This is a genomic window from Mesorhizobium calcicola, from assembly GCF_042682105.1.
GTDB lineage: Bacteria > Pseudomonadota > Alphaproteobacteria > Rhizobiales > Rhizobiaceae > Mesorhizobium > Mesorhizobium calcicola.
The window spans coordinates 39,397-63,086 of the sequence record NZ_JBHUGY010000025.1 but is presented as its reverse complement, the minus strand read 5'-3'; the positions used below and the strand labels follow the sequence as shown (position 1 = coordinate 63,086).

Genomic DNA, 23,690 nt, shown 5'->3' with positions numbered 1-23,690 from the left:
AGGTTCAACCATTCCCCGGATGGCGAAAACAGCCAGCATCCGCGGCGGCCGATGAAGTGAAACCGCGCCGCCTTCTGGGCTGGAAACAACACGGCCCACGGCTCGCCAAGCTCGCAGCGGCCGTAGTCGACGCCGTCCAGCCGCAAACCGCGCAACATGTCGGTCAGCGGACCGCCCGAGGCCGGCAAGATGTTCCTGGTTGAGCTGAAATCCATGCCGGTTTCTAGCCCGGAATGATCAGCCAGTCACGGTCAACATAGGCCGAGCGGTTCATGGTTTCACGGAAACGCCGAGCCGCTTTCCTCGGCGCGAAGGTGGCTGGGCGGCGAGCCGATGACGCGCTTGAAGGCACGGCTGAAGGCGGCATCCGATTCATAGCCGAGGCGCGCGGCAACGACGGAGATCTTCATCCGGTCGCGGACCAGCCATTGTCTCGCCTGGTGCATTCTCACCTGGGTGACATATTTTGCCGGCGTTTCGCCAACGATGGTGGCGAACCGCTCGGCAAATCCCGATCGCGAGGCGCCCATCATCCTGGCCAGCGCATCGACCGTCCAGTCGTGGTTCGGTTCGAGATGGATGGCGGCCAGCACGCGGCCGATCTCGCGGTCCCTGACCGCCGCGATCCAGCCGGACGAGTCGCCGCAACCGCGCTCGACCCATGAGCGGATGACGGTGGCGGCAAGCACGTCAGCCAGCCGCGCCAGGATGCCGCCGGAGCCGACGCGCTCCATGGTCACTTCGCGCGCCATCGAGTCCAGCAGATGCGGTATGCCCGGTTCGTAGGCTTCCAGCTCATGCGTGCGCATCACATCCGGCATCATGCTGAGCAAGGGATGCAGGCCATCGAGATTGAAATACATGCTGGCGCAAAACAGCAGCGTTCCCGGTTGGCAATTCTTGTCGCACATCTCTGCGTTCGACGTGCAATAGACGTCCTTGCAGACCTCTTCGAGCTCGTAGCCGTGGATCGGCCAGGCCTGAGCGCCGGGTTCGCTGGCGAGGGTATGGGCAGCACCACGCGGCAGCAGCACTGCATCGCCTGCGTTGAGTTGCACCCATTCGCCGGATGGCTGCTTCAGCCAGCAGCCTCTGCGGCCGATGAAATGAAAACCGCGCCCCGGGTTGGGCCGGGAACTGGATGCCCCAGGGCTCCTTCATTTCGCAGCGGCCATATTCGACGCCATCAAGGCGCAGCCCGCGCAAGATGTCGGTGAAGCGGATCGCCAGTGATCGGGATTTTGGACGAATGGTCAAGCATAATGGGGTTTCTAGCATGGAAACTCCCAGGCGGTCACTCCCTATGTTGCGTTGCAGCCAAATGCTGCGCTGCAAACAAGATGGAAACCGGCCACATAGCCAAGCCGCGACGGCAAGGCATGTAAAGGGGTGGAGCCCCAGTCGGTCGTTCCCTATGCGGCGCTGCAAACAGATCGGAGACTGACCATGGCCGAACCCGCGACAGGCGTCATCGACGCCACTCTTCTGAACCCTGCGGAATCCGATGAACGAACCGAGCCGGCATGGGGTGCCGTGGTCTCGCTTGCACTTGGTGTTTTCGGCCTCGTTACCGCCGAGTTCCTGCCGGCCAGCCTGCTGACGCCGATGGCGCGCGACCTCGGCGTCACCGAAGGCGTGGCCGGACAAGCGGTGACGGCGACCGCCATCGTCGGCGCCATTGCCGCGCCCACTATGGCCATCATCACCAGGCGTATGGACCGCAGGCTGGTGATGTGGATGCTGACGATGTTCCTGATCCTTTCCAACCTGCTGGCCCACCTTTGCCTCATCGCTTACCGTGCTTCTGCTTGCCCGCGTCGTGCTCGGCGTTGCGCTCGGCGGCTTCTGGGCGATGTCGGCGGCGATGGCGCTGCGGCTGGTGCCGATGCGGCTGATGCCGCGCGCCATGTCGATCATCCTCACGGGCGTTTCGCTGGCAACGGTCTGCGCGGCGCCGGTCGGCGCCTATGTCGGTGACATCTGGGGCTGGCGCACGGCCTTCATGATCGCGACCGTCGTCGGCGCCCTGGCGCTGCTGGTGCAGGTTGCCACCATCCCGAAATTGCCGCCCATGGGCGTGGCAAGCTTCCGCACCTTGCTCGACGTACTCGAGCGTCCCTCCATCAGGATGGCGCTGCTGGTCGTGCTGCTGGTCGCTTCCGGGCACTTTGCCGGCTTCACCTATGTCCGGCCCTTCCTCGAGAAGGTCCCGGTGCTCGACATCGAGACGATCTCGCTGGTGCTGCTGGCCTATGGCATAGGCGGCTTCTTCGGCAATGTGCCGGCGGCATCCTGGCCGAACGCAACCTCAAGGCAAGCCGTTGCGCTGGCGCCCTTGCTGATTGCCGTGGCCGCTGCCCTCGATGTTGGTCTTCGGCGCCTTGCCCACGATCGCCGCCACCGCGGGTTGCAGTCTGGGGCTTTGCCTTCGGCGCGGTGCCGGTCGGGCTGCAGAGCTGGCTGGTGCGGGCCGCGCCCGATCAGGCCGAAAGCGCCGGCGGGCTCATGGTTGCGACGTTCCAGGTGGCGATTGCGCTGGGCGCTGTCTTCGGTGGCCTGCTGTCGATCATGCCGGTGTGTCCCAGCGCCTTCGCCTATTGCGGCACGGCGACATTGCTGGCGGCTGTCGTGGTGTTCCTGCGTGGGCCCGAAGCGCGCCGAGTAGGCGCAGGACTCACCATCCGGGGATCGCTTCCCTGACATTGCGCGTCGGCCCGAGACCCATCACGGTTTTCGGGCCGATGCCGTTGTGTGGCAGCGGCAAACGACTTTGCCAAAGCGGCCGATGTGACCGGGGTACCGACAGGCTCAGGCCGCACGCCCGTCGAAGTCGAAGACCGGCAAGGTGGAAGGGTCGAAATCCGCAACGCAGTGCATGTTGACGTAGGCGCTGCGTTCACCGCCTTCGCCGACATCCTCCGCGAAGGGGTGGATTCCGCAGGCTCGGCAAAAACGGTGCGCGATGGCGTGGTTGCCGAATGTGTAGGTGCCGAGATCATCGCCCCAGGCCAGAACCTGCAAGGTCTCGTGCGGGATGGCGCACAAACAGGGCACCTTTGCGCGAGCAGATCGAGCAATTGCACCGCACGGCGCCGGCCAGCTGGGCTTCGAATTCGAAGGTGACCTTGCCGCAGTGACAGCTGCCTTTGTAGAGCATCGGATATTTTCCTCGTGTTCGGCAGTGTGCAAAACCGCTTGCGCCGGTTAAGTCTCGGCAAGCCATGCGCTGGCCGCCACCCCTTAAGACGTTCAAGGCGTCTGGAGTCCGACACCGAAAATGCGTTCAGTCCGCGATCATCTGGAAGAAAACATCATGGCGCGCCTCGCCGCCCGTGTCGACGAAGAACGCGTGTTCACCAAGCTGTACACCGAGGCCGCGCGGGCCGCGGCCGACGCCAGCGATGCCCGCAAGCGGGCCGGCGTGACGCTCGGACCGCTCGACGGCACCATTGTCTCGATCAAGGACCTGTTCGATGTCGCCGGTGAACCAACCACGGCCGCTCGCTGATGCCCAGGAACGCCGCGCCCGCCCTGCGCGATGCCGCCATAGTCGGCCGGCTGCGGCAGGCCGGCGCGGTGATCATGGCAAGACCAATATGACCGAATTCGCCTTCACCGCGATCGGGGACAACCCGCACTATGGCACGCCCGGCAATGCGACGGATGCCAGCCGCATCCCGGGCGGCTCGTCTTCGGGTGCAGGCGTTTCCGTTGGTGAAGGCACCTGCGACATCGCCATCGGCTCGGATACCGGCGGTTCGGTGCGCATACCGGCATCGCTCAACGGTGTCGTCGGCTTCAAGCCGACGGCGCGGCGCGTGCCATTGACCGGCGCCTATCCATTATCCGCGACTCTGATTCGATCGGACCGCTCGCGCTGAGTGTCGCTGCGTGCGCGATCGCCGACGCCGCGATGGCCGGCGAGGAACCGCCGGCACTGCATGTGCCGCTCCCACTTGCCGGGCTTCGCGTCGGTATTACGCGCGGCGTTCTTTTCGAAGACACCGAAAGTGCGATCACCGCGGCGTTCGATCGCAGCCTTCGCAAGATCGAGCAGACTGGCGCGCACCTGGCGGAGATATCGATCGACGACCTGCTCGCAGATATGCGTTCTGCCACCAGGCGTGGTTCGATTGCCGCCATGGAAGGGGCCGAGATCCATGCCGACTGGTTGGCGACAGGGGCATTGGTGCCGGTCGACCCGCACGTCAGCGGGCCCTTGTCGCGCGCCGCTTCTATACCAACGCCAGTCTACATCAGGGCGATACGCCGCCGCGCCGCGCTCGTCGCCGCCATGGACGAGCGTCTGGCATCGGTCGATGTGCTGGCCCTGCCAACCACACCGGTGACCGCGCCGACGATCGTTTCCATCGCCAAGGACGCAGGCCTGCGCGACCGCACCGAAGGCCTGCTGCTGCGCAACACGCAGGTCGCCAACCAGTTCGACCTCTGTGCGATCTCGCTGCCGATGCCGGGCATGGTGCGACAGGCAGGATTGATGCTGATGGCGCGCAATGGCCGCGACCACCATCTGCTGCGGATCGCGGCCGAGGTGGAGCGTTTGCTTGGTCCGTGACCCCTGTGAATATCAGTGCGACGAACAATGCTTGCGTTCGCTGTCCCTGGCTGCGCGCACGATGCCGGTCGCGACCAGCCAGGGCAGGCTGTAGTCCTTTCCGGCGATGGTCTGCGTGCGATGCTCGATCGATCCCCTGACGACGAGCTTTCCGGCGTAAAGCGCGTCTGAAAGATCCGTCAACGCCTTGTCGGCCTGCGGCAATCCGCTGCTGTCGATCGGAGCTCCGCGCCCGCACGATGGGGATGGTCTTCCAGAACGTAGCGCTTCTTCCCCCATCGCACGGTTCGCGACAATGTGGCTTTGAGCCTGGAACTGCGAAAGGCGAGCGTCCGGCAGCGCCGTGAGATTGCGGAGGAAAAGCTCGAGCTCGTCCAGCTCGCCGGCTGGGGCGACCGTTTACCCCGACCAGCTTTCGGGCGGAATGAAACAGAGGGTCGGCCTTGCTCGAGCGCTGGCGGCTGATCCCTCCATCTTGTTGATGGACGAGCCCTCTCGGCCCTCGACCCGCTCATTCGCCGGGAATTGCAGGATCAGTTCAAGGCGCTTTCGACGAAGTTGGCAAAGACCACGCTTTTCATCACCCATGACCTCGATGAAGCCGTCCGGCTGGGACAACCACATCGGTGTGATGAAAGGACGGAAAGATGCTTCAGATCGGCTCAGCCGACGAGATAATCGGCAGTCCAAATGACCCCTATGTCGAAAAATTTGTCCAGGGAAGCAGCCGGCTTAAGCTCCTGAAGGCCGAAACGGTGATGTTGCCGCTTGAGCAGTTCGAAAGTGTCGGACAGGGCCAGCCTCTGGCCGATGCTCCGCGGCTAAGGCTTGATACGCCGATCGAAGAACTGCTTGGCCTGTCCAATCGACACGGCAACACGCCGATGGTCGTTATCGATGAGAGCGGAGCAGATGTGGGCGTTATCACCGCATCGTCAATCCTGCGAGGCGTGCATGAGCGCCTCTAGGGGGACATAAGACCATGCTTCCTGGATGCACGTGCCTGCCGCCGATATCTCTTCGATCCGCTGGATAAACGATCATGAAGACTGAACGTAAGACCGCGATCGTCCACCGGAGCTGCTGGCGGGATGGGCCGAGCAATCTGCGCGAAGTTCGTGGCCAACGGATATTTTGTCGTCGCCGGTGACGCCAACGCGGAAGCATTGCAGGACACGACTACCGCATTGAACAAGATTGGGGAAAATGCCCTGGCCCGACCCGGCGACCTGAGAAGCAAGGCCTATTGCGAGGACCTCATCGACACTGCAATCAACCTGACCGGCCGCCTTGATGCCCTCGTCAACAATTCCGGCATCATCACGCGCGGGACGATCCTGGAAACAAGCGATGAGGATTGGGAGCGAACCTTCGACATCAATCTGACGGCCATATTCTACACTTGCCGGCGGGCAGTGCGCTTCATGAAGGAAAATGGCGGCGGTTCGATCGTCAACATCTCCTCGACCTGGGGCGTCTATCCCGGGCCCAGTCACGCAGCCTACTGCGCCAGCAAGGCTGCCGTCGCCACGTTTTTCAAAATGTCTTGGGCGAGACCATGCGGGAGACGGCATCAGGGTCAATGCTGTTTGCCCCGGGGAGATCGATACTCCCATGCTTCGGTCCGGCTTTGTACATCGCGGTTTCGATCCCGCCACGGCGGTGGCCGAACTCAGTAGGTCGAATCCTCTCGGCCGGCTTGGCGAACCCGAAAATAATCGCCGATGCGATGTTCTTCCTGAGCTCGGATGCCGCCTGTTTCATTGCCGGGACCACGCTGGAGGTCGCGGGAGCCAAAGCCGTCTACTAGCAGCTGCGCGCTCACTTTCCGGCCACTACGACTCTGAAATTTTGTGCGGGACTTGGCGGCTGGGCGGCGGAACCCGCTTCCCGGCAGGGGGATTCGTGTGTGACAACGATAGTTTCGGTCACTCACGGTCATAACTTCAGTTCATAAGTTACATCATTTTTTATTGGTGGTTAGCGTCACAGCAAGAATCCTATATTGCCGCGTAAATTAGGGATGAAAAAATGTCTGCGAGATCAGGTGGCCGAGGCGCTCGGCAAAAATTGCGATCTGACAGAACGGTACTTTCTTGCCGCCGCTTGAGCGCGGGTTACCCTATATGGACTTGCTGAGCCAGGAGGATTTGCTTCGGCTTCACAATATCTCCATGCAGATACTGGAAGAGATAGGTATCGAATTCCGCGATGATGAGGCAGTCGAACTCTGGCGCGCGGCCGGTGCCGACGTCGTCGGCCAGCGGGTCAGGATCGACAGGAACCAGCTCTTGGAGCTTGTCGCCAAAGCCCCCGAAACCTTCACTGTCGTTGCCAGAAATCCAGCCAAGACGATCAGCCTCGGTGGCAGAAAGAGCATCTTTGTCCCGGCCTACGGATCGCCAAATGTGCTCGATCTGGAGGGCAAGAGGCGAAACTCGACGATCACGGATTTCGTGAATTTCGCGAAGCTCGCCTACCAGGCCCCGGCAATCCACATGACAGGCGGTGTGCTTTGCGAGCCGATGGACATCGCGGTCCCCAAGCGGCACCTGCACATGAACTACTTGCCGGGCGCCAGCCCGAGCCGGTTGCCGATGCGGAAGATGTGGGTATCGACCGCCATCGTGTGCTGGCCGAAGGCCATGTTGAGCACGACATTGGCGGTCTTGCGCCCGACGCCCGGCAGTTCGACCAGTTGGTCGCGGTCGTTGGGCACGTCGCCGCCATGGTCGCCGATCAGCGCCTGCGACAGCGCGATGACGTTCTTGGCCTTGTTGCGCCAGAGCCCGATGGTTCTGATATAATCGCCGACCTTGGCCTCGCCCAGCGCCAGCATCTTCTGCGGTGTGTCGGCGACCTCGAACAGTGCCCGCGTCGCCTTGTTGACACCTGCATCGGTCGCTTGCGCCGACAGCACCACCGCCACCAGCAAGGTGAAGGCGTTGACATGTTCGAGCTCGCCCTTCGGGTCGGGTCGCTGAATGGAAAAGCGCCGGAAGATCTCGTGCACTTCGGCAGCACTGTAGCGCGAACCAGGCCTCACCGGTCTCGGGCGCGGCTTGGCGTTCGAGCCATCGCGCCGGCCGGGCAAAAGGTCATTTTCGGGTGCGCTGGATTTTTTTGACTTGGGGCTCGCCATTCCCTTCCTATAGTATCCCCTCATGAGCGATACAAACGCCTCATTCCAGGCCGACGAGCCATTCTTTCAGGCGCTGCTGACCCCGCACCGGTCTCTGGGCAGAACCGGCTTTGCCGTGCTGATGGGCGCGCTGCTGTCCGGCTGGCTGGTGACAGGCGCGTTTTTCCTGTCGCGCGGCGCCTGGCCGGCGTTCGGCTTCTTCGGCCTCGACGTGGTCGCCGTCTACATCGCTTTTCGCGCCAACTACCGTGCGGCGCGCGCCCGCGAGGAGGTGTCGGTTTCGCGCACCAGACTCGATATCCGCAAGACAGCACCATCGGGAAAATCGGAAGCGCATCGCTTCAACCCGTTCTGGGTGCGGTTTTCAGTCGCCCGTCACGCGGAGATCGGCATCACCAGGATGGCTGTGGAAGCACAGGGGCAGAACGTGCCGATCGGCGGCTTCCTCAATCCCGACGATCGCGAAAGCTTCGCCACCGCCTTTTCGCGCGCGCTGGCGACCGCCAAGACGCGATAGAGCAACTCCAGAAAAGTGTGAACGGTTTCCCCGGGGAAGTGCGTAGCGCTTTTCCCAAGGGAATTGCGTCAAACAAAGAGAAACCAGCACCTCAAAACCGATACCGCAAAAGCCTGCCGACCTTGCGCAGTGCTGGAATGTGCCGCCACAGGCGAACGAACAGCTTGGCGACCCAGCCCATGCGGGCGGCGTGTTCAGGCTTGTAGGCCGAGATGTCCTCGACGAACCGCAGCTTCGGGACGGCCAGTTCCAGTTCGTGCGGATCGTCGATCGCCCAGTGGACCTGCGCACCCGTCGCCTTGATGGCCGGATTGAGGCGAAGCAGCTTCAGGCCGAAACGGCTGTAGGCATCGAACATCAGTTCGCCACTGGCAAGATGCGAGACAAGCCGCGCAAGCAGGCGTGGCCCTCGTGGGCGGGGAGATAGGGCGTCAGTCCTTCGGCCACCACAATGGCCGGGCGATTGCGAGGCACTTCAGCCAGCCAATCCGGTTGGGTTACCGACGAAGCGACCAGATGGTAGTGGTCGCGGGACGGGTAAAGCTTGCGCCTGAGTTCGATGACTTCCGGATAGTCGACATCGAACCAGTCCACGCCTGGTGGTGGATCGACGCGAAATATCCGCGTATCGAGCCCCGCAACCGAGATGCAGCACGATGGCGTCGGGATTTCTGGCGAGAAAGTCCTGAACGCGCACGTCCAGCGTCTTCGCCCTGATCGCCAGGCCGACACCGAGATTGCCGTCGACCTTGAGCCTTGAGAAATCATAATCGATCTTGCGAGCCGCCTCGTCGGCGAAATGATCCCTGAGCAGCGAATCCGGCAACCCGCTCTCCAGCGCCTTGCCGTAGAGCGTCAGCAGCAAGGTCTCCCTTTCTCCCGTCAGATCTATTTTTTCGCCGGTCATCAGCGTCTCCTGGTCAGAGCATGATCCCGAAAAGCGGAATCCGGTTTTCGGGAAAGATGCTCATACAAACAGACATAGCCCAATCCCGATCTTATCGGGGTGGAACAGGCTCTCGAAATCCCGTGTCTATCTGGGTATGCGCCGCCGGAAGGCAAGTTTCGGGTGGCGATCGACGCCCCAAGGGGCGATATTCCTGACCAAGGAGACAGTTCCATGAGCACACAGACAGCCGTTCTCAAAAAGGACATCACGCCCGAGGGCAGCGACTACGAAATCGTGCGCCGCGCCATCGAGAAGATCAGCCTCGACTATCGTGACCAGCCGTCGCTGGAAGAACTGGCCGAGGAGGTCGGCGAGACGCCGACCGGCCTGCAGAAGCTTTTTACCCGCTGGGCCGGCCTGTCGCCAAAAGCCTTCCTGCAGGCGGTGACACTGGACCATGCCCGCAAGCTGTTGGATTCGGGCATGCCGCTGCTCGAAACGTCGTTCGAGCTGGGCATGTCCGGCCCGGGCCGGCTGCATGATCTCTTTGTCACCCATGAAGCGATGTCGCCGGGCGACTACAAGACGCGCGGCGCCGGGCTCACCATCCGCTACGGCTACCATCCCTCGCCGTTCGGCACCGCCCTGATCATGGCTACCGACCGCGGGCTTGCCGGCCTCGCCTTCAGCGACCCGGGCGAGGAACGCGCCGCCTTCGCCGACATGTCCAGCCGCTGGCCGAACGCCAGCTATGTCGAGGACATGTCCGCCACGGCACCCTATGCCGCGCGCATCTTCGACCCGACGCTATGGCAGCCCGACCAGCCGCTGCACGTCGTCATGATCGGCACCGACTTCCAGGTTCGCGTCTGGGAGGCCCTGCTCAAGATCCCGATGGGCAAGGCTCGCACCTATTCCTCGATCGCCGCCAGCATAGGTGCGCCGAGCGCCAGCCGTGCCGTCGGTGCCGCCAACGGTGCCAACCCGCTCTCTTTCGTGGTTCCCTGCCACCGCGCCATCGGCAAGTCCGGCGATCTCACCGGCTATCACTGGGGCCTGACCCGCAAGCGCGCCATCCTGGGCTGGGAAGCGGGGCAAGTGTCGTCGTGAATGTCGATTTTTCCGATTGTCGCCGGAAGAATCTATAAAAGTCAGATCTATCAAGTATAAGCACGATTGTTGCATCGGATTTTCTTGAGTGCAACCAAAGACAACCCCTGGTTACACGTTTGTTATTTTCGCCGATTGTTTAAGTTAACCCCAAATTAACCACGATAAAGTGATGATGACCGATATTAATTCGGGCGATCCGGCTTAATAGGAGGTCTCGATGAATTTGTTTCGCGCCAGCTTCGGCGCAGCCCTGCTGGTCGCCTGTATTGACCAGACCGCATTGGCCACGACGCAAAATGTCATTTTCAATGGCACGATCACCGCAACCTGCACGCTCGTGGTCGCCACCAACGGCACGATGACGGTGAGTCCCGATCTCCAGTCGCTAAGCTCGCACAACAGTGGCGGATCGGCCGGAACGGTCACGCTGACGACCACCGGAGGTGTGTCGCTCAGCGTCGATCCGGTCACCATCACCACGGCGCCGGCTGCCGATGCGACGGCCACCACCTGGACGCCGACCTATTCCGCCAGCGGCGCCCACCCGATCTCCGAAACAGGTTCGGCCACCAGCCTGACCGTTCCGGGCGCCGACCTCGTCTCGGTCAACCTCGCCGGCACCAAGGGCGGCAGCAACCGCTTCGCCTCCGGAAACTATCAGGCAACGGTAACGCTGCGCTGCGAATAGCCCTAGGGAAGGAGGCCACCTTGGCACTTGCTCGAATCCTGGCGGCGGCACTGGCCGTCGGCCTGATGCCTGTTGCCGCCGCGGCTCAGTCGATGTCGCCGATGCGAGGCGAGGTCAACAGCTTCACCGACGTCTTCGCGGTCCGAGTCTTCCCCGCCAATCCTTACAGCCAGAAGATCAGGATCGAAATCCACGTCTACGATCAGGATTTTCAGCCGGTGGAAGCCAGGATTTCTCCAAGTGTCTTCCAACTGGCTTCCCAGGCTTCCCGTCCTGTCCTTGTGGTCGTGCCCTTCGGCGGCGCTGCCGAGCGTAAAGTGCGTATCTGTACCGAAAGCATCCCCTTTCCCAATCAACAGACGCAGATAAGGGCACAGATATGCGGAAAGTTTTTTGGGCACCGCAAATCCTGACAGTCGCGCTTGCAGCGATGTTGGCGAGGATCTCGCCGGTTCTGGCCGAGGATGTCTACAATCTCAATCAGAATGAGAGCGGCTTCAACCTGCCCGGTGTGACCTTGCCTCAGGGGCAGGACGAGGTCCACGCTTCCGACGGCACCACCTGCCGTTCCGCGGTATCGGGTACCGGCGCCTATCTCGACCTCGGCGTCATCAGAGGCAACAACCAGTCGAACAATGACGTCGCCACCTACGGCCGTGTGGTGGTCCCGATCGGGCGCTCGCCGAAACGCGTCGATTGCAGCCGCCTCTACGAGCTTGAGGTCGAGCGCCTGCAGCTCGAGCTGAAACTCCTCAAAATGGGCCTCGGCGCCGACGGCCCGACGGCGAGCGTGGCCGCCACCGCACCCGCTCCCGAGGCCGCATCACCTGGATGGGCCAACGAAGGCTGGAGCATCAGGACCGGAAGCGATGGCAAGAAAAAGAAGAAGAAATAGCCACGCGCTGGTTGCGATGGCGGCACTTGCCGGCTTCTGCCTTCCGGTGCAAGCGGCGATCGTCGGCACCTGCACGATCACGGTCGGTGCGTCCGGAACGATGACGGTGAATTCCGGCCTCGACGTGTTCGGCTCCAAGCAGGCGGGCGGATCGAGCGCGGGCGCCACCATCACCGCCAACTCGCTGCTTTGCACCTTGCTCAACCTGCTCGACTGTTATTCCGTTTCCGCGCCGGCGCCCGCATCGTTCTCCTCGGCGCCAAGCGGCGGCGGCACCAACGTCAACTTCAGCACCGTCTACCGCCTCGACGGCACCGGCGTCGACACCTCCGGAAGCGTACCTCAACGCGTCGTCAACGGCACCCACACTATCCAGGTTGACCTCACCGCCACCAAATCATCGGGCGTCTTTCCCGCCGGCAATTATCAGGGCACGGTCAACGTGCGCTGTGAATGAGCACAAATCGAGCTGGACCATTCACGTGGTCTGGCAAGCCGCGGCCTTACAGGTTAGCTTCCCGCGCGATTGGAACGACCTGCGTTCGCTCGAACGCATGAAGGACGCTCCAACACTTGAATTTGTTCTGGCAGGAGGCCTTGCGTGATTATCGTTATCGGCTCGATCAACCTTGACCTGATCGCCAATGTCGACCGCTTGCCGAGCCCCGGCGAAACGGTAGGCGGCTCGAGCTTTGCAACGACGCCCGGCGGCAAAGGGGCCAACCAGGCGCTGGCGGCGGCGCGCGCCGGCGCCTCGGTGCGCATGGTGGGCGCCGTTGGCAAGGACAGCTTCGCCGCCGAGGCGCTGGCATTGCTGCGCGACGGCAAGGTCGACTTGTCCGGCGTCGCCGAGACCTTTGCCTCGACGGGTACGGCCCTGATCATGGTCGGCGACGATGGCGAGAACATCATCGCCGTGGTGCCGGGAGCCAACGCTTCCGTGTTGCCCGGCGATCTCTCAAAAGCCTTTCTGAAAAAGGGCGATGTCGTGCTGCTGCAGCATGAGATTCCGCTGGCCACCGTCGATGCCGCGCTCGACCAGGCAAGAGCGGCCGGCGCCGTCACGGTGCTCAACACCGCGCCTTTCCAAAGCGAGGCAGCGGCTTTCCTCGGCAAGGCAGACTATGCCGTCGCCAACGAAACCGAGTTCGACCTCTATGGCGAAGCGCTGTCGCTGAACGGCCGCGACCGAGCGGCGCGCATGCGCGACTATGCCGGCAAAACCGGCCGCACCATCGTCGTCACGCTCGGCGGCGATGGCGTGCTGGCGGCGACGCCGACCGATTTCCTGACCGTTCCGGCAATGAAGATCACCCCTGTCGACACGGTCGGCGCCGGCGACACGTTCTGCGGTTACTTCGCCGCCGGCCTGTCGTCCGGCCTCACGCTCGACAAGGCGCTGGCGCGTGCCGGTGCGGCCGGCTCGCTGGCTTGCCTGAAGCCTGGCGCCCAGCCAGCGATCCCACTGGCCAAGGATGTCGATCAAGCGCTTCAGGGAACCCACTGAGATGCTGCGCCCTCGCACGAAACATGCCGTGCCGCCGGCCGGCGATATCTGCCGCCGGTCCGCTGTCGAACTCGCCGACGCGATCCGCCGAAAGACGCTTTCCGCCCGCGAGGTGGTGACGGCTTTCCTCGACCGCATCGAGGCGGTCAATCCGCTGGTCAACGCCATCGTCTCCTTGCGCGACCGCGGCGATATCCTGCGTGAGGCCGATGCGACCGATGCCCGGCGACAGGCAGGTGTCGAAACCGGTCCGCTCTTCGGTCTGCCGATCGCCATCAAGGACCTCGCCTCGACGACGGGCCTCAGGACCTCGTTGGGCTCGCCGATCTTCGCCGATTTCGTGCCGCAGGAAGACGATTTCTTCGTCGAACGCATCCGTAATGCCGGCGCCATCATCATCGGCAAGACCAACGTCCCCGAATTCGGTCTTGGCTCCAACACCTACAACACCGTGTTCGGGCCGACGCTGAACGCTTTCGATCCGGCGCTGACCGCCGGCGGCTCGAGCGGCGGCGCGGCGGTGGCTCTGGCGCTCGATATGCTGCCTGTCGCCGATGGCAGCGATTTCGGCGGTTCGCTGCGCAATCCGGCGGCCTGGAATAATGTTTTTGGCTTCCGCCCGTCGCAAGGGCTCGTCCCCGGCGGACCGGACTTCGAGGTCTTTCATGCGCAGATGGGCGTCGACGGGCCGATGGGCCGCAATATCGGCGATATGGCACTGCTGCTCGATGTGCAGGCGGGCTATCATCCGCACGCGCCATTGTCCTATGAGAAACCGGGCTCGTTCCTCGAAGGGCTTGGAACAGCAGCGGCTCGCGGCCGCATCGCCTGGTTCGGCGACCTCGGCGGTCATCTGCCGGTCGAGGCCGGTATTCTCGATCTCTGCGAGGCCGCGCTCGGCCGGTTCGCGGATGCATCTTTCCCCCATGAACCGCTGCAGCCGGATTTCGATTTCGAAGCGCTGTGGCAGGCTTTCGTGACGCTGCGCCAGACCAGTAGCGGCTGTGCGCTCAAAACCCACTACGACGACCCCTCGAAGCGCGGCCTGCTGAAGCCGGAAGCCATCTGGGAAGTGGAGAACGCGATGCGGCTGACGGCGCCGCAGATCCGCGCGGCCTCGGTCATCCGCACGTCCTGGCATCGCACGCTGCTGTCGATCTTCGACCGCTATGATCTGATCGCGCTGCCGACCGCGCAGGTCTTTCCTTTCGAAGTCGGCACGCACTGGCCGCGTGAGGTTGCCGGACGAGCGATGGACAGCTACCATCGCTGGATGCAGGTTTCCGCGTTTGCCACGCTGGGCGGTTGCCCTGCGGTCAACGTGCCGGTCGGCTTCGACGACAAGGGCCGGCCGATGGGCATGCAGCTGATCGGAAGGCCGCGCGGCGACCTCGCCGTGCTGAAGGCGGCGGCGGCGTATGAAGCGACGCTGCCCTGGGAGGCCGGCGCCTGAACGCGGGTGCACCGACGTATCGCGGCGCTTCGCCTACCGGCTTGCACCGACAGCGCCGCCATGCATTGATTGTCGTCCGTTGCGCCGCATTGGCGGCATTCCAAGGGAAAAATCATGTCGCTGGAACTCTACGCCGCCTATGTCCTCGCTTGCATCGTCATCATCCTGGTGCCCGGCCCAACGGTCACGCTGATCATCGCCAACAGCATCCGCCATGGCTCTCGCGCCGGTCTTGCCAATGTCGCCGGCACGCAGGCCGGGCTTGCCGTGATGATCGCCATCGTCGGCATCGGCCTCAACACGCTGATCTCGGGCATGGGCCATTGGTTCGAATGGGTGAGGCTGATCGGCGCCGCCTATCTGATCTGGATGGGCGTGCAGATGTTCCGTTCCAAGGGTAAGCTGAATGCCGATGGAACGGCGAGGAAACCGCGCGGCGGCTTCTTCCTGCAGGGCCTGCTGGTGGCACTCAGCAACCCCAAGACGCTGGTGTTCTTCGGCGCCTTCTTCCCGCAGTTCATCGCGCCCCAAGGCAACTACTCGCTGCAGATCGCCGTCATGGGCCTCACCGCAATGATCTTCGCCGCCATCTCGGATTCGACCTATGCACTCGCCGCCGGCCGCGCCGGGCGCCTGCTGTCGGCCAGCCGCATCAAGCTCATGTCCAGGATCAGCGGCAGCTTCCTGGTCGGCGGCGGCCTGTGGCTGGCGTTTTCGCGGTCGAAGTAACGGCAGACCTACAGCTGATGAGGGCTGATTGAAAATCAGCCTTCTGGCCACCACATGAATCCGCGCCGTGGATTCATATCTATGTCTTGGACTTATGCTGATTTAAAAAGGAACGCGCCTGGCGTGATCCTGATTGGTTCTCTGTTCGCGGTGATGGTTCCCTCGGCTCTGAACAAATGGACCAATGACGCAAGCCCGATCCATTCAGATGATGTAGTCGCCGCAACGATCAAAAGTGCCCAGTGAGGCAAAGGTCGCAGTATTTACGTGCTTTCCCTTGAGAGCGGTTCGTTAGTTCTCGTCGACGACGATCGCCCGCACCTGATCGGCTCACGCGTCGGCATCGAGCGCGTGACACGCGACAATGGCTTCGTCTTCTACCGGTTTGCGAATTGAACCATGGCCAAAGCGCGGTATGGCCTTGCCTTCATGACCCTGCGCGAAAATCTTCGGGGCATAGTCATCACCAGCCTGGTTGTGGGCGTGTGCGCTGTGGCAATCGGCGCCCTGATTGCGAGGCAAAGCAGCCCGATCGTCGATGTGGAGCGCTTGACAGGTACAGTCGCCAGCGTGCTCGACGCCTCTCCAGCACCTGATACCGGGCTGACGGGCGGGTTCCGCTACCTCTACGGAATCCGTCTCGACGAAAATAGCCCGTTGGTGTTCGTCTACGACGCAGTGCCGCGAGCCGCCGGATCTGGCGTTTCGATCGAACGGCAGCATCATGAGAACGGCATCGATACCTTCCGGTTGCTTGGCGAGTGAACGGGCCGGTGCATGCCGCCCCAGAATTACAACAGGGCGGCATGCGATCGGGAGTTAAAGCCGCCCCAGCCTCTCGACCAACAGGGCGAAGAAGCCATCATGGTCGATGTCGCGCATCACCATGGCGTTCTTCGGCCGCTTGGTGACGCCCCACCAGTCGATCACGGTCATTCCCATGGTGAGTTCCGAGGTGGTTTCCACGCTGACATTGCAGTTGCGGCCCTTGAACAGGTCCGGCTTCAACAGATAGGCTATGACGCAGGGGTCGTGCAGCGGCCCGCCATCGGTGCCGTATTTCTCCTCGTCGAAACGCTCGAAGAACTCCAGCATCTCGGCGGTCGCGGTGCCGACCTTGGTGCCGAGCGCGCGGAAGGTCTGTGTGCGCTTGGCGGTGGTCAGCGCCTTGTGGGTGACGTCGAGCGGCATCATCACGATCGGAATACCGGATTTGAGGACGATGTCGGCCGCCTGCGGATCGACATAGATGTTGAATTCGGCGGACGGCGTGACATTGCCACCCTCGAAGAAGCCGCCGCCCATCAGCACGATTTCCTTGATGCGCGGCGCAATGCGCGGTTCGCGGATCAGCGCCAGGGCAATGTTGGTGAGTGGCCCGAGCGGGCAAAGCGTGATGGTGCCGCTCTCTTCCTTCATCAGCGTCTCGACGATGAAATCGACCGCGTACTGGTCCTGCAGCTTCATCGTCGGTTCGGGCAATTGCGGTCCGTTCAGGCCGGTCTTGCCATGCACTTCCTCGGCGGTGACCAGTTCGCGCATCAACGGCCGGATGGCCCCGGCATAGACCTTGATGTCCGGCCGGCCGGCCAACTCACAGATCTTGCGGGCATTCTTTTCGGTAAGCTTCAGCGGCACGTTGCCGGCAACGGCGGTGATGCCGACGATCTCCAGCTCGGAGCTGCCGAGCGCCAGCAAAATGGCGACGGCGTCATCCTGGCCGGGATCCGTGTCGATGATGATCTTGCGTGATTGAGGCATTTCAATTCCTTGTTTGGCGGGGCCATGGACTTGGATGAATCTGATCCGAAACATCCGAAGGACGCCGAAGCGGCCGCGAGCTGCCATGTCGAACCGCTCGACCGGGCAAGACTGTCCCGGCCTGCGCGCTTCTCCCTGCATCCGCTCGCCGTTTCAAGCGCCATGTCGATCATTCCTGTGAGTCCACGATCTGGTCTTTTTGGGCGGGTCTTTTGACGGCTTGAACTTGGTCGCGGGGCGGACCATATCAAGGCCATCGGGAAAAATGCCATCTGGGTTTTTCCACTTTATGTCGCTCTTGAGAGGACAGTGTAACATGAGCCGAATGACGCCCTTTTCCAGCCCGCTTCTCCTTGGTTTCGACGCCATGGAGAAAACGCTGGAGCGCCTTGCGAAGTCCGGTGACAGCTACCCTCCCTACAACATCGAACGCCTCAGCGGCGCCGACGGCAAGACCGAAAGGTTGCGCATCACATTGGCGGTCGCCGGTTTCGCCGAATGCGATCTCGATGTCACCACGGAGGAAAACCAGCTGGTCGTGCGCGGCCGTCAGACCGACGACACCGAGCGCGAATTTCTTCATCGCGGCATCGCCGCGCGCCAGTTCCAGCGCTGTTTCGTGCTGGCCGACGGCATGCGGGTGATCGCGGCGGAACTGAAGAACGGCCTGTTGTCGATCGATCTCGATCGGCCGGAGTCCGAACGGCTGGTACGGAAAATAAACATATCGGTGAAAGACTGATCTTTACCGATGGCTCTCATGCGGGATGGCCTTGAGCGGCGTCCTCGCGCCAAGGAGGCTTTGAAATGACCAGAACTGAAAATATCACCATGACCAGCGGCGAATTCGCCCATCTCGGCGAGGGCTCGGTCGCTTATCTCAGAAAGGTCTCGAGCGACGAATTGCTCGGCCGTTTCCCGAATCTCGGTGAAATCGCGCCCGGTATGGAACTGTGGGCGCTGTTTGCCGCCAATGGCCAGCCGATCCTCCTCTCGGATGCGCGTGACCGCGCTCTGGCCGGCGCCATGGAGAACGACCTGACCACGGTCGCCATTCACTAGCCAGGCGCACCCGGCGAATAGCCGGGCTCAAACGAACAGGGCCGCCCACGGCGGCCCTTGGGTAAATTCAATCCAGAAAATATCAGGCCGCGTGCGAGGCTTGCGTATCCGACAGCAGCGCATGGATTGCGGCGGCGTCGCGCGTACCCCTGATCTTGGCCACCGTGTCGGCGTCGCGCAGCACCCGCGCGATGCGCGACAAGGCCTTGAGATGGTCGGCGCCCGCCCCTTCCGGCGCCAGCAGCAGAAACACCAGATCGACCGGCTGATCGTCCAGCGATTCGAAATCGACCGGCGTCTCCAGCCGGGCGAAAACCCCAGCGATGCGCTTCACGCCGGCCAGCTTGCCATGCGGAATGGCGATGCCGTTGCCGACGCCGGTCGAGCCCAGCCGTTCACGCTGCAGGATGGTGTCGAACACTTCCCGCTCCGGAATGCCGGAAATCGCCGCGGCCCGTTCGGACAGCAATTGCAGCAGCTGCTTTTTGGAGTTCGCCTTCAACGCCGGCAGGATCGCCGGAACGTTGATAAGATCGCTCAGATCCATGCTTGAAAATCCTTATTCGCCTGCCGTCACCAGTCCCCACCCCTCGTGCGGCCGGCTTTTATCCCTGTGCGACCCTGGTCGTCACGCTTGTGCGACCTTGGTCGTGGACGGGTCGATCCAGCCGATGTTTCCATCGGGCCGGCGATAGACGATGTTGAGATGGTCGTTTCCGGCGTTGCGGAAGACGAAGACCGGGCTGTCCTTGGTGTCGAGCTCGATGACTGCCGACGCCACCGACATGGTCTTCAGCGTCATGGTCGATTCAGCGACGATGGCCGGCGCGAAATTGTCCGGCATGTCCTCGTCGTCATCGGCCAGCGGCGCCATCACCGTGTAGGCGATGTCGGTCAGGTCGCCGTTGGCGCTGCCCGAATTGTGCGATTTCAGCCGCCGCTTGTAGCGCCTCAGGCGGGTTTCCAGGCGATCCGCCGCGGCCTCGAAGGCCAATGTCGGATCCTGGGCATCGCCGGTGGCTTGCAGCGAAGCGCCGGAATCGAGCCGGATCATGCAATCCGCCGAATAGCGCGAGCCCGATTTGATGACCGTGACGTGTCCGGCAAAGCCGCGGTCGAAATATTTGCCGATCGCTTCGCCGACACGATCGTTGATGCGTGTGCGGAACGCATCGCCGATATCCATGTGTTTTCCCGATATGCGCAGATTCATCTGAAAACTGACCTTCCTTGCTCAGGCTTCAAACTGGCCCGAGTTTATACTCGTGGTCCGTGCGCACAAGCTTTGCGGCGTCACGAGCGCCGATTTTAAATCCGAACTTTCCGGTTGATCACAAGCCGCCCTTTGACCGTCCCGAGGCCAACGTCGTGACGGACCATCCGCATGCGGGCATCTCGCCCTTCTCATGCGGGCGGGCTTCTAGCCACTTCACCGCGGCTTGTCAATGAAGTGCTGGTCTGTGGAAAGATCCAACCGTATCAGCGCCCGGCGCTGGCCAGCGCCCGTTTCTCGCGCCGGCGCTGCACCGAGGAGGGAATATTCATGCCTTCCCGGTACTTGGCGACCGTCCGCCTGGCAATGTCGACGCCACTCTCCCGCAGCATGTCGACAATCGCATCGTCGGAAAGCACGTCGACGGGTTTTTCCTCGTCGATCAGCTGCTTGATGCGGTCACGCACCGATTCCGAGGAATGCGCATCGCCGCCGCCCGACGCGGCGATCGAGGCGGTGAAGAAATAACGCAGTTCGAACACGCCGCGCGGCGTCAGCATGTATTTGTTCGCGGTGACCCGGCTGACCGTCGATTCGTGCATGCCGATGGCGTCGGCCACCGTGCGCAGGTTGAGCGGCTTCAGCTGGCGCACGCCATGGACGAGGAAGGCATCCTGCTGGCGAACGATTTCCGAGGCGACCTTGAGGATGGTCTTTGCCCGCTGGTCCAGGCTGCGCGTCAGCCAGTTGGCGTTCTGCAGGCATTCGGCCAGGAAATCCTTTTCCGCCTGGTTCTTCGCCTGCGGCGAGACCTGGGCGAAATAGATATGGTCGACCAGCACGCGCGGCAGCGTTTCGGCATTGAGCTCGACCGTCCAGCTGCCGTCATTGGCCGCACGCACCTCGACATCGGCGACGATCGCGTCGCTGGCGCCGCCTGAAAACGCCATGCCCGGCCGCGGATCGAGTGCCCGGATCTCGGCCAGCATGTCGAGCAGATCCTCCTCGTCGACACCGCAGATCCGTTTCAGCGCATGGAAATCGCGCCGCGCCAGGAGTTCGAGATTGGCGACCAGCGCCTTCATCGCCGGATCGAGCCGATCGCGCACGGCGAGCTGCAGCGACAGGCATTCGGCAAGGTCGCGGGCAAACAGGCCGGCCGGCTCGAAAGTCTGGCACACCGCCAGGACCTTTCGTACCGCGGCAACGTCCGTGCCGAGACGGGTGGCGATCTCGGCCAGGTCGGCGCGCAAATAGCCGGTCTCGTCGAGGCCGTCGGCCAGGTTGGCGGCGATCAGCCGTGCCGCCGGATCGGCGAAGGCGAGCGCCACCTGTTCGCCGACATGGTCGCGCAGCGTGATCGCCGCGGCCGCCATATCGCCGGCATCAAAACCCTCGGATGAGGAGCCGGCGCCATTGCCGGATGCCGATTTCCATTGCGCCGTCAGGTCGGGACCGAGCCGCTCGCTCGTCCCCGGATCGTCGGGAAACAGGTTTTCGAGCGACGTATCGAGCTTGTCCGAGATCGCCTCGGCGCTCCACTGCGTCTCGTTTTCGAACCAGTCGCCGTCGGTGGTGGCTTGCGGCTCCGCCTCGATCTTCTGCGCCTGGTCGCTGGCGGCATCGTCCTGCGGTTCGGCGCGCTCCAGCAGCGGATTGCGCTCGATTTCCTCGTCGATGAAATGCTCGAGCTCGACATGGGTGAACTGCAGCAGCCGAATCGACTGCATCAGCTGCGGCGTCATCACCAGCGACTGCGATTGTCGTAGTTGTAGTTTGGCCGCCAACGCCATGGTCTGGTTTCAAACGCCTCGTCTACGCATCCGGACTTCCGGACAGGAATTTTGCAACCGGTATAGAAACTGGCCCGGCTTTTGCTTGTCAAGGCAATAGCTAGCAAAACTCGCTTACCGGAGCGTTATCTCGGCGCAAAATCAGAGAAAAAGAGCGTTCGGGGCACCAAAAATCGTGTCAGGAAACAAATTTCACGCTCAGAGCGTGAAACCCTCGCCGAGATAAAGCCGCCGCACATCCGGGTTTGCCACCACTTCGTCGGCCCGGCCATGGGTCAGCACCTGGCCGGCATGGATGATGTAGGCGCGGTCGATCAGGCCGAGCGTTTCGCGCACATTGTGATCGGTGATGAGCACGCCGATGCCGCGCGCCGTCAGGTGGCGCACCAATTGCTGGATATCGGCGACGGCGATCGGATCGATGCCGGCAAAGGGCTCGTCGAGCAGCATGTAGGCCGGGCGCGTCGCCAGCGCGCGCGCGATTTCCAGGCGCCGCCGCTCGCCGCCGGACAGCGACATGGACGGCGCCTTGCGCAGATGGCTGATGTGGAATTCCTCGAGCAGTTCGTCGAGGTTGCGCTCACGCTCTTTGCGGTTCTTTTCGACCACTTCGAGCACGGCGCGGATGTTCTGTTCGACGCTCAGGCCGCGAAAGATCGAGGCTTCCTGCGGCAGATAGCCGATGCCGAGGCGCGCGCGCCGGTACATCGGCATCGAGGTGACGTCGAAGCCGTCGATTTCGATCGTGCCCTCATCCACCGGCACCAGGCCGGTGACCATGTAGAAGCAGGTCGTCTTGCCGGCGCCGTTGGGGCCGAGCAGCCCGACGGCCTCGCCGGCGCGCACGCCTATGGTGACGCCGCTGACGACTTTACGGCCCTTGTAGCTCTTGGTCAGACCCTTGGCGATCAGGGTTCCCTTGAACTTTCCCTTATCGACGGTCATCGTGGACGGCGCCGAAAGCTTGCCGGCGGCCCGTCCCGGAAGACGCGCCGTCAGCGACGACAGGCTGACCATCAGGGGTTCGCCGCTCCCGATTTCGGCGGCGGTGTGATCGACATCACGACGCGTTTCCCGGCGCATGGATCAACCTGGGCCAGCCCGGTTTTCATCTGCACGACGAGCTTGCAGCCGACCAGAACGTTGTCGTTTTGGGAGAGCACCACCTTCTGACCCGAAAGCACCAGAACCTGGCTCTTCATATCGAAGCTGCCTTGATCGGCGGTCGCGACCTGCGCATCCGACTTGATGTAAACCTTGTCGGAAATCTCCAGGTGATCGATGTTGGCCGAGCCGGTCATCGCCGCACCCGCGGCTTCCGTGCCCTTGGCCGCGGCGTTGGGGTCCTTGACATAATAGACCGTCATCTTGCCGGCCTTCATCAGCGTCGGCCCCTGGACGACGCTGACATTGCCCGTGAAGATGGCGACATTGTCGGCCTGGCGGACTTCCAGCTTGTCGCTTTCAATCTGGATCGGCTTGTCGCCGGACAGTTTGAGACCTGATTGGGTGGTGGACTGCGCCAATGACGGCACCAGTCCAAGCAGCAGCAACGCCGAAGTTGCAGCCACGAGCCGCGTCGAACTACTGAGCCGCATTGGTTTCTCCGCTGTTTCCCTCTGCCGTCTTCAAGCCGGCGGAATCGATGTTGACGCGCACTTTGTTCTCGAAAACCAGAACCTTGCCATTGTCCTGGACCGACATCGAATCCGCCGTGATCCGTGACCCCACACGGCTGACATCGACGGGATCTCCCGTCTTCATAGTGCCTTTGCCCATGTCGAGGAAGACCGATTTGAACTTGGCCTGCATGCCGTCGGTCGTGGTGATGATAACGTCGCTGGTCAGGTTCATCGTATTGCCGTTGCGATCGTAGGTGCCGCGCGAAGCCTTGATCGCCGCCACATTGTCGGGCCCGACCGGCACCTTGGCGTCTATGCCTTCCAGTTCGATGATCCCTTGCGTGCTGACATCCTGGATGGCGCGCAGCGCGGTCATCGAATAGGGCTGCTTCTGCTTGGTGAACCCGTTGAGCTTGGGATTGGCCATCACCAGCTTGCCGTTGGAAAAGGCGGTGCCTTCCGCCTGGACCGCGACCGAGACCGGTGCGGCGAGATAGGAATAGACCGGGAAAGCGATGGCGATCAGGGCCGCGGCCAGCGGCACGGCAAACTTGAGAACGCGCACGCGGCGCGAATGACGTTGGGCGCGGTCGAAAGCATCGCCACGCATCCGGCCGTCCGCCGTGGGGACCAACTCCGTCTCGGCGTTGGTCGGTTCAATCGGTCGCGCTAACATTCACTGCTTTCTTCTAAACCCCTGCCCACCTGAAAACACCGCCTATAGGTGGGA

General features: G+C 62.6%; 31 protein-coding genes and 5 pseudogenes. 22 read left to right on the top strand and 14 right to left on the bottom strand.

All coding sequences use genetic code 11. From position 1 onward, the window contains the following. Both ACFSQT_RS15995 and ACFSQT_RS15990 read right to left on the bottom strand, forming a co-directional pair. Nucleotides 1-215: cupin domain-containing protein (locus ACFSQT_RS15995; protein WP_379020177.1), on the bottom strand; the 215-nt coding region annotated here is incomplete at its 3' end. Nucleotides 216-278: 63 nt separating this feature from the next. After that, nucleotides 279-1,261: pseudogene (locus ACFSQT_RS15990) on the bottom strand (AraC family transcriptional regulator). Between the two features lie 537 nt (nucleotides 1,262-1,798). Here ACFSQT_RS15990 and ACFSQT_RS15985 point away from each other — a divergent pair. Continuing rightward, nucleotides 1,799-2,665, top strand: a complete 867-nt coding sequence (locus ACFSQT_RS15985) for an MFS transporter (RefSeq protein WP_379020175.1) — start codon at nucleotides 1,799-1,801, stop codon at nucleotides 2,663-2,665. 143 nt (nucleotides 2,666-2,808) lie between these two features. Here the strand turns inward: ACFSQT_RS15985 and ACFSQT_RS15980 are convergent. Further along, nucleotides 2,809-3,157 (bottom strand): annotated as a pseudogene (locus tag ACFSQT_RS15980) (GFA family protein). Nucleotides 3,158-3,277: 120 nt separating this feature from the next. On the opposite strand from ACFSQT_RS15980, the pseudogene ACFSQT_RS15975 reads away from it, so the two are divergent. After that, nucleotides 3,278-4,576, top strand: a pseudogene (locus tag ACFSQT_RS15975) (amidase). A 12-nt stretch (nucleotides 4,577-4,588) separates the two neighbouring features. On the opposite strand, the gene ACFSQT_RS15970 reads toward ACFSQT_RS15975, so the two are convergent. Continuing rightward, on the bottom strand, nucleotides 4,589-4,759 hold the full coding sequence (locus ACFSQT_RS15970; protein ID WP_379020173.1) for a hypothetical protein: 171 nt from the start codon (nucleotides 4,757-4,759) through the stop codon (nucleotides 4,589-4,591). Nucleotides 4,760-5,000: 241 nt separating this feature from the next. On the opposite strand from ACFSQT_RS15970, the gene ACFSQT_RS15965 reads away from it, so the two are divergent. The 5 genes and pseudogenes from ACFSQT_RS15965 to ACFSQT_RS15945 form a co-directional block, all read left to right on the top strand. Then, on the top strand, nucleotides 5,001-5,270 hold the full coding sequence (locus tag ACFSQT_RS15965; protein ID WP_379020171.1) for a hypothetical protein: 270 nt from the start codon (nucleotides 5,001-5,003) through the stop codon (nucleotides 5,268-5,270). Beyond that, a complete protein-coding gene (locus tag ACFSQT_RS15960) occupies nucleotides 5,224-5,544 on the top strand; it encodes a CBS domain-containing protein (RefSeq protein ID WP_379020169.1) in 321 nt (106 codons plus the stop codon). Before ACFSQT_RS15965 ends, ACFSQT_RS15960 begins: the two co-directional genes overlap by 47 nt. A gap of 123 nt (nucleotides 5,545-5,667) precedes the next feature. Continuing rightward, the gene (locus ACFSQT_RS15955; RefSeq protein ID WP_379020167.1) at nucleotides 5,668-6,255 is read left to right on the top strand and encodes an SDR family NAD(P)-dependent oxidoreductase; all 588 of its coding nucleotides are present in this window, start codon (nucleotides 5,668-5,670) and stop codon (nucleotides 6,253-6,255) included. Further along, the gene (locus tag ACFSQT_RS15950) at nucleotides 6,149-6,520 is read left to right on the top strand and encodes a hypothetical protein (protein ID WP_379020183.1); all 372 of its coding nucleotides are present in this window, start codon (nucleotides 6,149-6,151) and stop codon (nucleotides 6,518-6,520) included. Before ACFSQT_RS15955 ends, ACFSQT_RS15950 begins: the two co-directional genes overlap by 107 nt. Nucleotides 6,521-6,702: 182 nt before the next feature. Continuing rightward, nucleotides 6,703-7,086, top strand: a pseudogene (locus ACFSQT_RS15945) (trimethylamine methyltransferase family protein); the annotation flags it as partial. Between the two features lie 56 nt (nucleotides 7,087-7,142). Here the strand turns inward: ACFSQT_RS15945 and ACFSQT_RS15940 are convergent. Then, a pseudogene (locus ACFSQT_RS15940) lies at nucleotides 7,143-7,718 on the bottom strand (endonuclease III domain-containing protein); the annotation flags it as partial. A gap of 22 nt (nucleotides 7,719-7,740) precedes the next feature. Between ACFSQT_RS15940 and ACFSQT_RS15935 the strand changes: the two are divergent. After that, a complete protein-coding gene (locus ACFSQT_RS15935; RefSeq protein ID WP_379020165.1) occupies nucleotides 7,741-8,235 on the top strand; it encodes a DUF2244 domain-containing protein in 495 nt (164 codons plus the stop codon). A 91-nt stretch (nucleotides 8,236-8,326) separates the two neighbouring features. On the opposite strand, the gene ACFSQT_RS15930 is transcribed toward ACFSQT_RS15935, so the two are convergent. Then, on the bottom strand, nucleotides 8,327-8,593 hold the full coding sequence (locus ACFSQT_RS15930; protein WP_379020163.1) for a hypothetical protein: 267 nt from the start codon (nucleotides 8,591-8,593) through the stop codon (nucleotides 8,327-8,329). Then, nucleotides 8,593-9,003, bottom strand: coding sequence for a class I SAM-dependent methyltransferase (locus ACFSQT_RS15925; RefSeq protein ID WP_379020161.1), 411 nt, complete (start codon nucleotides 9,001-9,003; stop codon nucleotides 8,593-8,595). The genes ACFSQT_RS15930 and ACFSQT_RS15925 overlap by 1 nt, the downstream gene beginning before the upstream one ends. Before the next feature lie 352 nt (nucleotides 9,004-9,355). Between ACFSQT_RS15925 and ACFSQT_RS15920 the strand changes: the two genes are divergently transcribed. The 11 genes from ACFSQT_RS15920 (at nucleotide 9,356) to ACFSQT_RS15870 (ending at nucleotide 16,274) form a co-directional block, all read left to right on the top strand. After that, on the top strand, nucleotides 9,356-10,234 hold the full coding sequence (locus ACFSQT_RS15920) for a methylated-DNA--[protein]-cysteine S-methyltransferase (protein WP_379020159.1): 879 nt from the start codon (nucleotides 9,356-9,358) through the stop codon (nucleotides 10,232-10,234). Between the two features lie 220 nt (nucleotides 10,235-10,454). Next, nucleotides 10,455-10,925, top strand: coding sequence for a hypothetical protein (locus tag ACFSQT_RS15915; protein WP_379020157.1), 471 nt, complete (start codon nucleotides 10,455-10,457; stop codon nucleotides 10,923-10,925). A gap of 20 nt (nucleotides 10,926-10,945) precedes the next feature. After that, complete coding sequence (locus ACFSQT_RS15910) at nucleotides 10,946-11,338, top strand: hypothetical protein (RefSeq protein WP_379020155.1); 393 nt, start codon at nucleotides 10,946-10,948, stop codon at nucleotides 11,336-11,338. Next, nucleotides 11,305-11,820, top strand: a complete 516-nt coding sequence (locus ACFSQT_RS15905) for a hypothetical protein (RefSeq protein ID WP_379020153.1) — start codon at nucleotides 11,305-11,307, stop codon at nucleotides 11,818-11,820. Before ACFSQT_RS15910 ends, ACFSQT_RS15905 begins: the two co-directional genes overlap by 34 nt. After that, complete coding sequence (locus tag ACFSQT_RS15900) at nucleotides 11,795-12,277, top strand: hypothetical protein (protein ID WP_379020151.1); 483 nt, start codon at nucleotides 11,795-11,797, stop codon at nucleotides 12,275-12,277. The genes ACFSQT_RS15905 and ACFSQT_RS15900 overlap by 26 nt, the downstream gene beginning before the upstream one ends. A gap of 144 nt (nucleotides 12,278-12,421) precedes the next feature. Further along, nucleotides 12,422-13,327, top strand: coding sequence for a ribokinase (locus tag ACFSQT_RS15895; protein WP_379020149.1), 906 nt, complete (start codon nucleotides 12,422-12,424; stop codon nucleotides 13,325-13,327). 1 nt (nucleotide 13,328) lies between these two features. After that, nucleotides 13,329-14,780: an amidase gene (locus ACFSQT_RS15890; RefSeq protein WP_379020147.1), complete on the top strand. Its 1,452-nt coding sequence runs from the start codon at nucleotides 13,329-13,331 to the stop codon at nucleotides 14,778-14,780. A 114-nt stretch (nucleotides 14,781-14,894) separates the two neighbouring features. Next, nucleotides 14,895-15,509 carry a LysE family translocator gene (locus ACFSQT_RS15885; RefSeq protein WP_379020145.1) on the top strand — a complete coding sequence of 205 codons (615 nt, stop codon included), beginning with the start codon at nucleotides 14,895-14,897 and terminating at the stop codon, nucleotides 15,507-15,509. A gap of 81 nt (nucleotides 15,510-15,590) precedes the next feature. After that, on the top strand, nucleotides 15,591-15,755 hold the full coding sequence (locus ACFSQT_RS15880) for a hypothetical protein (protein WP_379020143.1): 165 nt from the start codon (nucleotides 15,591-15,593) through the stop codon (nucleotides 15,753-15,755). A 21-nt stretch (nucleotides 15,756-15,776) separates the two neighbouring features. Beyond that, complete coding sequence (locus tag ACFSQT_RS15875; protein WP_379020141.1) at nucleotides 15,777-15,905, top strand: hypothetical protein; 129 nt, start codon at nucleotides 15,777-15,779, stop codon at nucleotides 15,903-15,905. Between the two features lie 33 nt (nucleotides 15,906-15,938). Next, complete coding sequence (locus ACFSQT_RS15870; RefSeq protein ID WP_379020139.1) at nucleotides 15,939-16,274, top strand: hypothetical protein; 336 nt, start codon at nucleotides 15,939-15,941, stop codon at nucleotides 16,272-16,274. A gap of 54 nt (nucleotides 16,275-16,328) precedes the next feature. Here the strand turns inward: ACFSQT_RS15870 and ACFSQT_RS15865 are convergent, their stop codons facing one another. Next, on the bottom strand, nucleotides 16,329-17,270 hold the full coding sequence (locus ACFSQT_RS15865) for a nucleoside hydrolase (RefSeq protein WP_379020137.1): 942 nt from the start codon (nucleotides 17,268-17,270) through the stop codon (nucleotides 16,329-16,331). A gap of 24 nt (nucleotides 17,271-17,294) precedes the next feature. Here ACFSQT_RS15865 and ACFSQT_RS15860 point away from each other — a divergent pair, with 24 nt between their 5' ends. From ACFSQT_RS15860 to ACFSQT_RS15850, 3 genes are all read left to right on the top strand, one after another. Beyond that, nucleotides 17,295-17,486 (top strand): hypothetical protein, encoded by a 192-nt coding sequence (locus ACFSQT_RS15860; RefSeq protein WP_379020135.1) that lies wholly within the window; start codon nucleotides 17,295-17,297, stop codon nucleotides 17,484-17,486. Nucleotides 17,487-17,586: 100 nt separating this feature from the next. Then, complete coding sequence (locus ACFSQT_RS15855; RefSeq protein ID WP_379020133.1) at nucleotides 17,587-18,012, top strand: Hsp20 family protein; 426 nt, start codon at nucleotides 17,587-17,589, stop codon at nucleotides 18,010-18,012. A gap of 65 nt (nucleotides 18,013-18,077) precedes the next feature. After that, nucleotides 18,078-18,332: a BQ00720 family protein gene (locus tag ACFSQT_RS15850; RefSeq protein ID WP_379020131.1), complete on the top strand. Its 255-nt coding sequence runs from the start codon at nucleotides 18,078-18,080 to the stop codon at nucleotides 18,330-18,332. Nucleotides 18,333-18,414: 82 nt separating this feature from the next. Here the strand turns inward: ACFSQT_RS15850 and ptsN are convergent, their stop codons facing one another. From ptsN to lptC, 6 genes are all read right to left on the bottom strand, one after another. Next, the gene (ptsN, locus tag ACFSQT_RS15845) at nucleotides 18,415-18,879 is read right to left on the bottom strand and encodes a PTS IIA-like nitrogen regulatory protein PtsN (protein WP_013529589.1); all 465 of its coding nucleotides are present in this window, start codon (nucleotides 18,877-18,879) and stop codon (nucleotides 18,415-18,417) included. 81 nt (nucleotides 18,880-18,960) lie between these two features. Next, nucleotides 18,961-19,545 carry a ribosome hibernation-promoting factor, HPF/YfiA family gene (gene hpf, locus ACFSQT_RS15840; RefSeq protein WP_379020129.1) on the bottom strand — a complete coding sequence of 195 codons (585 nt, stop codon included), beginning with the start codon at nucleotides 19,543-19,545 and terminating at the stop codon, nucleotides 18,961-18,963. A 266-nt stretch (nucleotides 19,546-19,811) separates the two neighbouring features. Further along, complete coding sequence (gene rpoN / locus ACFSQT_RS15835) at nucleotides 19,812-21,338, bottom strand: RNA polymerase factor sigma-54 (RefSeq protein ID WP_379020127.1); 1,527 nt, start codon at nucleotides 21,336-21,338, stop codon at nucleotides 19,812-19,814. 198 nt (nucleotides 21,339-21,536) lie between these two features. After that, nucleotides 21,537-22,355, bottom strand: coding sequence for an LPS export ABC transporter ATP-binding protein (gene lptB, locus ACFSQT_RS15830; RefSeq protein WP_379020181.1), 819 nt, complete (start codon nucleotides 22,353-22,355; stop codon nucleotides 21,537-21,539). Continuing rightward, a complete protein-coding gene (locus ACFSQT_RS15825; RefSeq protein WP_379020125.1) occupies nucleotides 22,355-22,936 on the bottom strand; it encodes an LptA/OstA family protein in 582 nt (193 codons plus the stop codon). Before ACFSQT_RS15825 ends, lptB begins: the two co-directional genes overlap by 1 nt. Further along, the gene (lptC, locus tag ACFSQT_RS15820) at nucleotides 22,923-23,636 is read right to left on the bottom strand and encodes an LPS export ABC transporter periplasmic protein LptC (RefSeq protein WP_379020123.1); all 714 of its coding nucleotides are present in this window, start codon (nucleotides 23,634-23,636) and stop codon (nucleotides 22,923-22,925) included. Before lptC ends, ACFSQT_RS15825 begins: the two co-directional genes overlap by 14 nt. Nucleotides 23,637-23,690: the final 54 nt, after the last annotated feature.

Coding starts and splice junctions, on each gene's coding strand:
- ACFSQT_RS15915 (WP_379020157.1), top strand. CDS start 10,455: ATGAATTTGTTTCGCGCCAGCTTCGGCGCAGCCCTGCTGGTCGCCTGT.
- ACFSQT_RS15965 (WP_379020171.1), top strand. CDS start 5,001: ATGAAACAGAGGGTCGGCCTTGCTCGAGCGCTGGCGGCTGATCCCTCC.
- ACFSQT_RS15860 (WP_379020135.1), top strand. CDS start 17,295: ATGGACTTGGATGAATCTGATCCGAAACATCCGAAGGACGCCGAAGCG.
- ACFSQT_RS15955 (WP_379020167.1), top strand. CDS start 5,668: ATGGGCCGAGCAATCTGCGCGAAGTTCGTGGCCAACGGATATTTTGTC.
- ACFSQT_RS15880 (WP_379020143.1), top strand. CDS start 15,591: ATGTCTTGGACTTATGCTGATTTAAAAAGGAACGCGCCTGGCGTGATC.
- ACFSQT_RS15935 (WP_379020165.1), top strand. CDS start 7,741: ATGAGCGATACAAACGCCTCATTCCAGGCCGACGAGCCATTCTTTCAG.
- ACFSQT_RS15870 (WP_379020139.1), top strand. CDS start 15,939: ATGACCCTGCGCGAAAATCTTCGGGGCATAGTCATCACCAGCCTGGTT.
- ACFSQT_RS15920 (WP_379020159.1), top strand. CDS start 9,356: ATGAGCACACAGACAGCCGTTCTCAAAAAGGACATCACGCCCGAGGGC.
- ACFSQT_RS15850 (WP_379020131.1), top strand. CDS start 18,078: ATGACCAGAACTGAAAATATCACCATGACCAGCGGCGAATTCGCCCAT.
- rpoN (WP_379020127.1), bottom strand. CDS start 21,338: ATGGCGTTGGCGGCCAAACTACAACTACGACAATCGCAGTCGCTGGTG.
- ptsN (WP_013529589.1), bottom strand. CDS start 18,879: ATGGATCTGAGCGATCTTATCAACGTTCCGGCGATCCTGCCGGCGTTG.
- lptC (WP_379020123.1), bottom strand. CDS start 23,636: ATGTTAGCGCGACCGATTGAACCGACCAACGCCGAGACGGAGTTGGTC.
- ACFSQT_RS15905 (WP_379020153.1), top strand. CDS start 11,305: ATGCGGAAAGTTTTTTGGGCACCGCAAATCCTGACAGTCGCGCTTGCA.
- ACFSQT_RS15855 (WP_379020133.1), top strand. CDS start 17,587: ATGAGCCGAATGACGCCCTTTTCCAGCCCGCTTCTCCTTGGTTTCGAC.
- hpf (WP_379020129.1), bottom strand. CDS start 19,545: ATGAATCTGCGCATATCGGGAAAACACATGGATATCGGCGATGCGTTC.
- ACFSQT_RS15925 (WP_379020161.1), bottom strand. CDS start 9,003: ATGATTTCTCAAGGCTCAAGGTCGACGGCAATCTCGGTGTCGGCCTGG.
- ACFSQT_RS15885 (WP_379020145.1), top strand. CDS start 14,895: ATGTCGCTGGAACTCTACGCCGCCTATGTCCTCGCTTGCATCGTCATC.
- ACFSQT_RS15960 (WP_379020169.1), top strand. CDS start 5,224: ATGCTTCAGATCGGCTCAGCCGACGAGATAATCGGCAGTCCAAATGAC.
- ACFSQT_RS15930 (WP_379020163.1), bottom strand. CDS start 8,593: ATGTTCGATGCCTACAGCCGTTTCGGCCTGAAGCTGCTTCGCCTCAAT.
- lptB (WP_379020181.1), bottom strand. CDS start 22,355: ATGGTCAGCCTGTCGTCGCTGACGGCGCGTCTTCCGGGACGGGCCGCC.
- ACFSQT_RS15890 (WP_379020147.1), top strand. CDS start 13,329: ATGCTGCGCCCTCGCACGAAACATGCCGTGCCGCCGGCCGGCGATATC.
- ACFSQT_RS15865 (WP_379020137.1), bottom strand. CDS start 17,270: ATGCCTCAATCACGCAAGATCATCATCGACACGGATCCCGGCCAGGAT.
- ACFSQT_RS15900 (WP_379020151.1), top strand. CDS start 11,795: ATGGCAAGAAAAAGAAGAAGAAATAGCCACGCGCTGGTTGCGATGGCG.
- ACFSQT_RS15825 (WP_379020125.1), bottom strand. CDS start 22,936: ATGCGGCTCAGTAGTTCGACGCGGCTCGTGGCTGCAACTTCGGCGTTG.